The sequence below is a fragment of the Streptomyces sp. NPDC002536 genome (assembly GCF_053594995.1).
The window spans coordinates 66,544-72,741 of the sequence record NZ_JBSFWU010000030.1 but is presented as its reverse complement, the minus strand read 5'-3'; the positions used below and the strand labels follow the sequence as shown (position 1 = coordinate 72,741).

Here is a 6,198-nt window from a genome sequence, read left to right as displayed (position 1 = left end):
AGCCGCCCGCCCGGTCCGGCCCCTGGGGTGCGGTCTCCGGCACCCGCATCTCCTCCAGCGAGCTCTTCCGCAGCACCCGCTCGTCGCCGTCCAGCAGGAACGCGGCGAACCGGCCGAGGTCGGCCGCCGTCGACCAGAGCTGTCCGGCGGGCGCCATCCGCCCGGTGTCGGTGAGCGGTTCGGGGAGCAGGACGTCCGCCCAGGGGTGAACGGCCCAGCCCTCGGCGTGCGGTGCCTCGGGGGCGAGCGTCGTGCGGTGCATGCCGAGCGGCTCCAGCACCTCGCGGCGCAGCACGGTGTACCAGCTCTCGCCGCGCAGCTGCTCGACCAGGGCGCCCAGGAGGGCGTATCCGGGGTTGGAGTAGTGGTGGGTGCGGCCGGGCGCATGGACCCGGGGGCGCTCGCCGAAGACGTCGCCGAGCCCGGGGCGCAGGGCGCCGTCCGTGCGCTCCCACCACGGGCCCCGCGTCTCCGCCGCGAGCCCGGAGGTGTGCGCCAGGAGCTGGGCGATGGTCGCCTCGCCGCCCTCGGGGGTGCCGAGGTGGCTGCCGAGGCGGTCGTCGAGCCCCAGCAGCCCCTCGTCGCGCAGCCGCAGCACGAGAACGGCCACGAAGGTCTTGGTGATCGAGCCGATCCGGTACTGGGTGTCCGCCCCGGGCACCGCCCCGGCCACGCTGCCCCGCCCGGCCGTCCACACCGTGCGCCCGTCCCGCACCACCGCCCCCACGAGGGAGGGGGCGCGGCCCTTCGTCTGGGCGACGGCGACCCGGTGCAGCAGGGCACGACGGGTGGCGGGGAGCAGGTCGGCGGACTCTTCGGACACGGCGTGTACGGGCGAGACGTTCATGAACGCACCCTAATGAGGCCCGATTTGTGCCGCACGCCCATGTCGCGCGGCCCGGATCAGGTCTGCGCCATGTCCACGAAGCGCGAGTAGTGGCCCTGGAAGGCCACGGTGATGGTGGCCGTGGGGCCGTTACGGTGCTTGCCGACGATGATGTCCGCCTCGCCCGCGCGGGGCGACTCCTTCTCGTACGCGTCCTCGCGGTGGAGCAGGATGACCATGTCGGCGTCCTGCTCGATCGAACCCGATTCACGGAGGTCCGAGACCATCGGCTTCTTGTCCGTGCGCTGCTCGGGACCACGGTTCAGCTGCGACAGCGCAATCACGGGGACCTCGAGCTCCTTGGCGAGGAGCTTGAGGTTACGGGACATGTCCGAGACCTCCTGCTGACGGCTCTCGGGGCGGCGGGCGCCTCCGGACTGCATCAGCTGGAGGTAGTCGATGATGACGAGCTTGAGGTCGCTGCGCTGCTTGAGGCGGCGGCACTTGGCGCGGATCTCCATCATCGACAGGTTCGGCGAGTCGTCGATGAAGAGCGGGGCGGCCGAGACGTCGGGCATCCGGCGGGCCAGGCGCGTCCAGTCGTCGTCCGTCATGGAGCCCGAGCGCATGTGGTGCAGGGCGACCCGGGCCTCGGCCGACAGCAGACGCATCGCGATCTCGTTGCGCCCCATTTCGAGGGAGAAGATCACGCTGGGCAGCCCGTGCTTGATCGAACAGGCCCGGGCGAAGTCCAGCGCGAGGGTGGACTTACCCATGGCGGGACGGGCGGCGATGACGATCATCTGGCCGGGGTGGAGGCCGTTGGTGAGGGCGTCCAGATCGCTGAAGCCGGTGGGGACGCCGGACATCTGGCCGCTGCGCGAGCCGATGGCCTCGATCTCGTCGAGCGCGCCCTCCATGATGTCGCCGAGGGGGAGGTAGTCCTCGCTGGTGCGCTGCTCGGTGACGGCGTAGATCTCGGCCTGGGCGTTGTTGACGATGTCGTCGACGTCGCCGTCGGCCGCGTATCCCATCTGGGTGATGCGGGTGCCGGCCTCGACCAGGCGGCGCAGCACGGCCCGCTCGTGGACGATCTCGGCGTAGTACTCGGCGTTGGCCGCGGTGGGGACGGACTGCACCAGGGTGTGCAGATAGGCCGCGCCGCCGACGCGGTTGATCTCGCCGCGCTTGGTGAGCTCCGCCGCAACGGTGATCGGGTCGGCGGGCTCGCCCTTGGCGTAGAGGTCGAGGATGGCCTGGTAGACCGTCTCGTGGGCCGGGCGGTAGAAGTCGTGGCCCTTGAGGACCTCGACCACGTCGGCGATGGCGTCCTTGGACAGCAGCATGCCGCCGAGGACGGACTGCTCGGCGTCGAGATCCTGCGGGGGGACGCGCTCGAAGCCGGCGCCCCGGTCCCAGCCGCCCTCCTCGCCGCCGCGCTCGTGCTGATCGCCACGGCCGCCGCCCTTGCCCTCGCCACGGCGGGGGCGGGAGACCGGGAGCCGGTCGCCGGGGCCGCTGTCGGCCCAGGGGTCGTCCATGGGCTCGTGAATGCTCACCCTGCCACCTCCTCCCGTCCGCGGGGCGGACCTCACCGTGCCCCTCATTCCTACGGCACGGCTCCGACAATCAAGACGCCCGACTCCGGCTGTCGCGGGGTCCGGTGCGCGGCCGGAACAGGCGCGGGGCGCCGGTCCACGGTAGGCCCGTCGGCACCGTCAGCCAATCTGGTTATCCACAGGCGGTGTGGATGACGGGCCCCATCCTGTGGAGAACCCCCCGGAACCTGTGCACGGCACGGGGGAAACTGCTGTGGACAAACACACAATCACCCGCAGCTCACCCTTCTGACCTGCACAGATGCCATCCACCGGCTGTTGAGGAGAAAAACTTCCGCCGTCCGTCGGAGATCGCGACAAACGGCGCAGAGAAGATCACACCCAGCCCCGGCAAGTAAGGGGCGTAGAGTAGAGAGGCTGCTTACCTGTGGAAGATTGGACAGCGAAGATTTGGACGGCCCCATAACCCAGGCCCCCGTGCTCGGCCGGCGCAGCCTCCGCCGGCACGACCGCGAGATCCTCGCCCTCGCCGTGCCCGCCTTCGGCGCGCTCGTCGCGGAACCCCTCTTCGTCATGGCCGACAGCGCGATCGTCGGCCACCTCGGCACTCCCCAGCTCGCCGGTCTCGGCGTCGCCGCGGCCCTGCTCACCAGCGCCGTCAGCGTCTTCGTCTTCCTCGCGTACGCCACCACCGCCGCCGTCGCCCGCCGTGTCGGCGCGGGGGACCTCCCCTCCGCCATCCGGCAGGGCATGGACGGCATCTGGCTGGCCCTGATGCTCGGGGCCGCGGTCACGGCCGCCGTGCTGCTCACCGCGCCCGCGCTGGCCGGGCTCTTCGGCTCGTCCCCGGCCGCGGCCCCCTATGCCGTCACGTACCTGCGCATCAGCGCCCTGGGCATCCCCGCCATGCTGGCCGTCCTCGCCGCCACGGGCGTGCTGCGCGGGCTCCAGGACACCCGGACGCCGCTCTGCGTCGCCGTCGGCGGCTTCGCCGCCAATGCCGGCCTCAACGTCGCCCTCGTCTACGGCGCGGGCCTCGGCATCGCCGGCTCCGCCTGGGGCACCGTGATCGCACAGTGCGCGATGGCCGCCGTCTACCTCACCGTCGTCGTCCGCGGCGCGCGGCGGCACGGCGCCTCGCTGCGGCCCGACGCCGCAGGCATCCGGGACTGTGCCCGGGCGGGCGTGCCGCTGCTGGTCCGTACGCTCTCGCTGCGGGCCGTGCTGCTGATCGCCACCGCGGTCGCCGCCCGGCTCGGCGACGAGGACATCGCCGCCCACCAGGTCGTGCTGACCCTGTGGAGCCTGCTGGCCTACGCGCTGGACGCGATCGCGATAGCCGGGCAGGCGATCATCGGCCGGTACCTCGGCGCGGACGACCCCGCGGGCGCCCGGGCCGCGTGCCGCCGCATGGTGCAGTGGGGCATCGCCTCGGGCCTGGTGCTGGGGCTGCTGGTGGTGGCCGGGCGGCCGCTGTTCGTCCCGCTCTTCACCTCGGACCCGGCCGTCCGCGACGCGCTGCTGCCCGCCCTGCTCGTGGTGGCCGTGAGCCAGCCGGTGGCGGGAGTGGTGTTCGTCCTGGACGGCGTGCTGATGGGCGCGGGCGACGGGCCGTACCTGGCCTGGGCGATGCTGGCCACCCTCGGCGTCTTCGCCCCCGTCGCCCTGCTGGTGCCGGGACTGGGCGGCGGCCTCACCGTGCTGTGGTGGGCGATGACGCTGATGATGGCGGTCCGCCTGGCCACCCTGTGGCAGCGGGCCCGCTCCGGCCGCTGGATCGTCACGGGAGCGGTGCGCACGTCCGGCTCGTGACGTGCCAGGTGCTGGAAACGGCGGAAGGGCCGCACCCCGCAGGGGGTGCGGCCCTTCACGGCCAGTGCAGCGGTCAGGCCGCGATGACCTCGACGCCGAGCTTGGCGACGACGTCGGCGTGCAGACGCACGGACACCTGGTGGGCACCGAGGGTCTTGATCGGCGCAGCGACCTCGACGCGGCGCTTGTCCACGTCCGGGCCACCGGCAGCCTTGATCGCCGAGGCGATGTCGGCCTGGGTCACCGAACCGAACAGGCGGCCGGCCTCGCCGGCGCGGACGGCCAGCTTGACCTTGGCAGCCTCGAGCTGACCCTTGATCTCGTTGGCCTGCTCGATCGTGGCGATCTCACGGATCTTGCGACCGCGGCGGATCTGAGCGACGTCCTGCTCGCCACCCTTGGTCCAGCGGATCGCGAAACCGCGCGGGACCAGGTAGTTGCGGGCGTAGCCGTCCTTGACGTCGACGACGTCGCCGGCGACACCGAGGCCGGAGACCTCGTGGGTGAGGATGATCTTCATTAGTTGGTCACCCTTCCCTTATCGCGCGGACGAGGTGTAGGGCAGCAGCGCCATCTCACGGCTGTTCTTCACGGCCGTGGCGACGTCACGCTGGTGCTGGGTGCAGTTGCCGGTCACGCGACGGGCACGGATCTTGCCGCGGTCGGAAATGAACTTCCGCAGCATGTTCGTGTCCTTGTAGTCCACGTAAGCGGTCTTGTCCTTGCAGAACGCGCAGACCTTCTTCTTAGGCTTGCGCGGAGGCGGCTTCGCCATTGTCTCTCTCCTGTGAATCAAGAAGTTTTGTGCTGACGCCCTCGGGCGGCCCTGCGGCCGGCCCGGGCCCCTGGGGGCCTAGAAGGGCGGCTCGTCCGAGTAGCCGCCGCCGGAGGAGTTGCCGGAGCCGCCGCCCCAGCCGCCTCCGCCGCCGCCCTGCTGGTTGCCGGACGGAGCGCCGGTGGCCCAGGGGTCGTCGGCGGGAGCCCCGCCGCCGCCCTGCTGCTGGCCGCCGGGACCGGAGCCCCAGCCGCCGCCCTGGCCACCGCCGTTGCCGCCGCCATAGCCACCCTGGCCACCGCGACCGGTGGTCTTGGTGACCTTCGCCGTGGCGTTCTTCAGGCTGGGCCCGACCTCTTCGACGTCGAGCTCGTAGACCGTGCGCTTGACGCCCTCGCGGTCCTCGTAGGACCGCTGCTTGAGCCGGCCCTGCACGACGACGCGCATGCCGCGCTGAAGCGACTCGGCGACGTTCTCCGCCGCCTGCCGCCACACCGAGCACGTGAGGAAGAGGCTTTCGCCGTCCTTCCACTCGTTGGTCTGGCGGTCGAAGGTGCGGGGAGTGGACGCGATGCGGAACTTCGCGACCGCCGCACCGGACGGGGTGAAGCGCAGCTCGGGGTCGTCGACGAGATTGCCGACGACCGTGATGACGGTCTCGCCTGCCATGGATGAACCTCTCGGCGGGTGTGCTGCTGGCTGCTTGTTGCTACTCGTGATGCAGCCCGATTACCTCTGAACCGCTGGGGTTCAGTGGGTCTCGGGACGGAGGACCTTGGTCCGGAGGACCGACTCGTTCAGGTTCATCTGGCGGTCGAGCTCCTTGACGACCGCAGGCGTGGCCTGCAGGTCGATGACCGAGTAGATGCCCTCGGGCTTCTTCTTGATCTCGTAAGCGAGACGACGACGGCCCCAGGTGTCGACCTTCTCGACCTTTCCGTTGCCCTCACGGACGACGGAGAGGAAGTTCTCGATCAGCGGGGAGACAGCGCGCTCCTCGAGATCGGGGTCGAGGATGACCATCACCTCGTAGTGACGCATGTGGAACCCACCTCCTTTGGACTCAGCGGCCACGGTCGATCCGTGGCAGGAGGGTCGTGATGCGTAAGCAACGGTATCGGCCGACACTGACATTCAGCGGAAGTCCCGCAGGTCGCCCCTGGGGGTGCCTCTGGGACCGAAGCTGGGTCTGGGCAGACACCGGTGCAGACCGTACACAGTACCCG

Annotated in this window: 7 protein-coding genes; 1 reads left to right on the top strand and 6 read right to left on the bottom strand. The window is 71.0% G+C overall.

Translation table 11 applies throughout. The annotated features are described in order from the left end of the window. Both ACWD4B_RS14215 and dnaB read right to left on the bottom strand, forming a co-directional pair. Positions 1–847, bottom strand: an 847-nt coding sequence (locus tag ACWD4B_RS14215) for a serine hydrolase domain-containing protein (RefSeq protein WP_451420986.1), incomplete at its 3' end; no start/stop codon positions are given. Between the two features lie 56 nt (positions 848–903). Then, the gene (dnaB, locus tag ACWD4B_RS14210; protein ID WP_336410324.1) at positions 904–2,385 is read right to left on the bottom strand and encodes a replicative DNA helicase; all 1,482 of its coding nucleotides are present in this window, start codon (positions 2,383–2,385) and stop codon (positions 904–906) included. Positions 2,386–2,847: 462 nt separating this feature from the next. On the opposite strand from dnaB, the gene ACWD4B_RS14205 reads away from it, so the two are divergent. Beyond that, on the top strand, positions 2,848–4,197 hold the full coding sequence (locus tag ACWD4B_RS14205) for an MATE family efflux transporter (protein WP_451420991.1): 1,350 nt from the start codon (positions 2,848–2,850) through the stop codon (positions 4,195–4,197). 73 nt (positions 4,198–4,270) lie between these two features. Here the strand turns inward: ACWD4B_RS14205 and rplI are convergent, their stop codons facing one another. The 4 genes from rplI to rpsF form a co-directional block, all read right to left on the bottom strand. After that, complete coding sequence (rplI, locus tag ACWD4B_RS14200) at positions 4,271–4,717, bottom strand: 50S ribosomal protein L9 (RefSeq protein ID WP_336410323.1); 447 nt, start codon at positions 4,715–4,717, stop codon at positions 4,271–4,273. 18 nt (positions 4,718–4,735) lie between these two features. Then, complete coding sequence (gene rpsR / locus ACWD4B_RS14195) at positions 4,736–4,972, bottom strand: 30S ribosomal protein S18 (protein ID WP_004950692.1); 237 nt, start codon at positions 4,970–4,972, stop codon at positions 4,736–4,738. A 78-nt stretch (positions 4,973–5,050) separates the two neighbouring features. Next, a complete protein-coding gene (locus tag ACWD4B_RS14190) occupies positions 5,051–5,641 on the bottom strand; it encodes a single-stranded DNA-binding protein (protein ID WP_451420985.1) in 591 nt (196 codons plus the stop codon). 81 nt (positions 5,642–5,722) lie between these two features. Further along, positions 5,723–6,013, bottom strand: coding sequence for a 30S ribosomal protein S6 (gene rpsF / locus ACWD4B_RS14185; protein ID WP_030366820.1), 291 nt, complete (start codon positions 6,011–6,013; stop codon positions 5,723–5,725). Positions 6,014–6,198 lie beyond the last annotated feature (185 nt).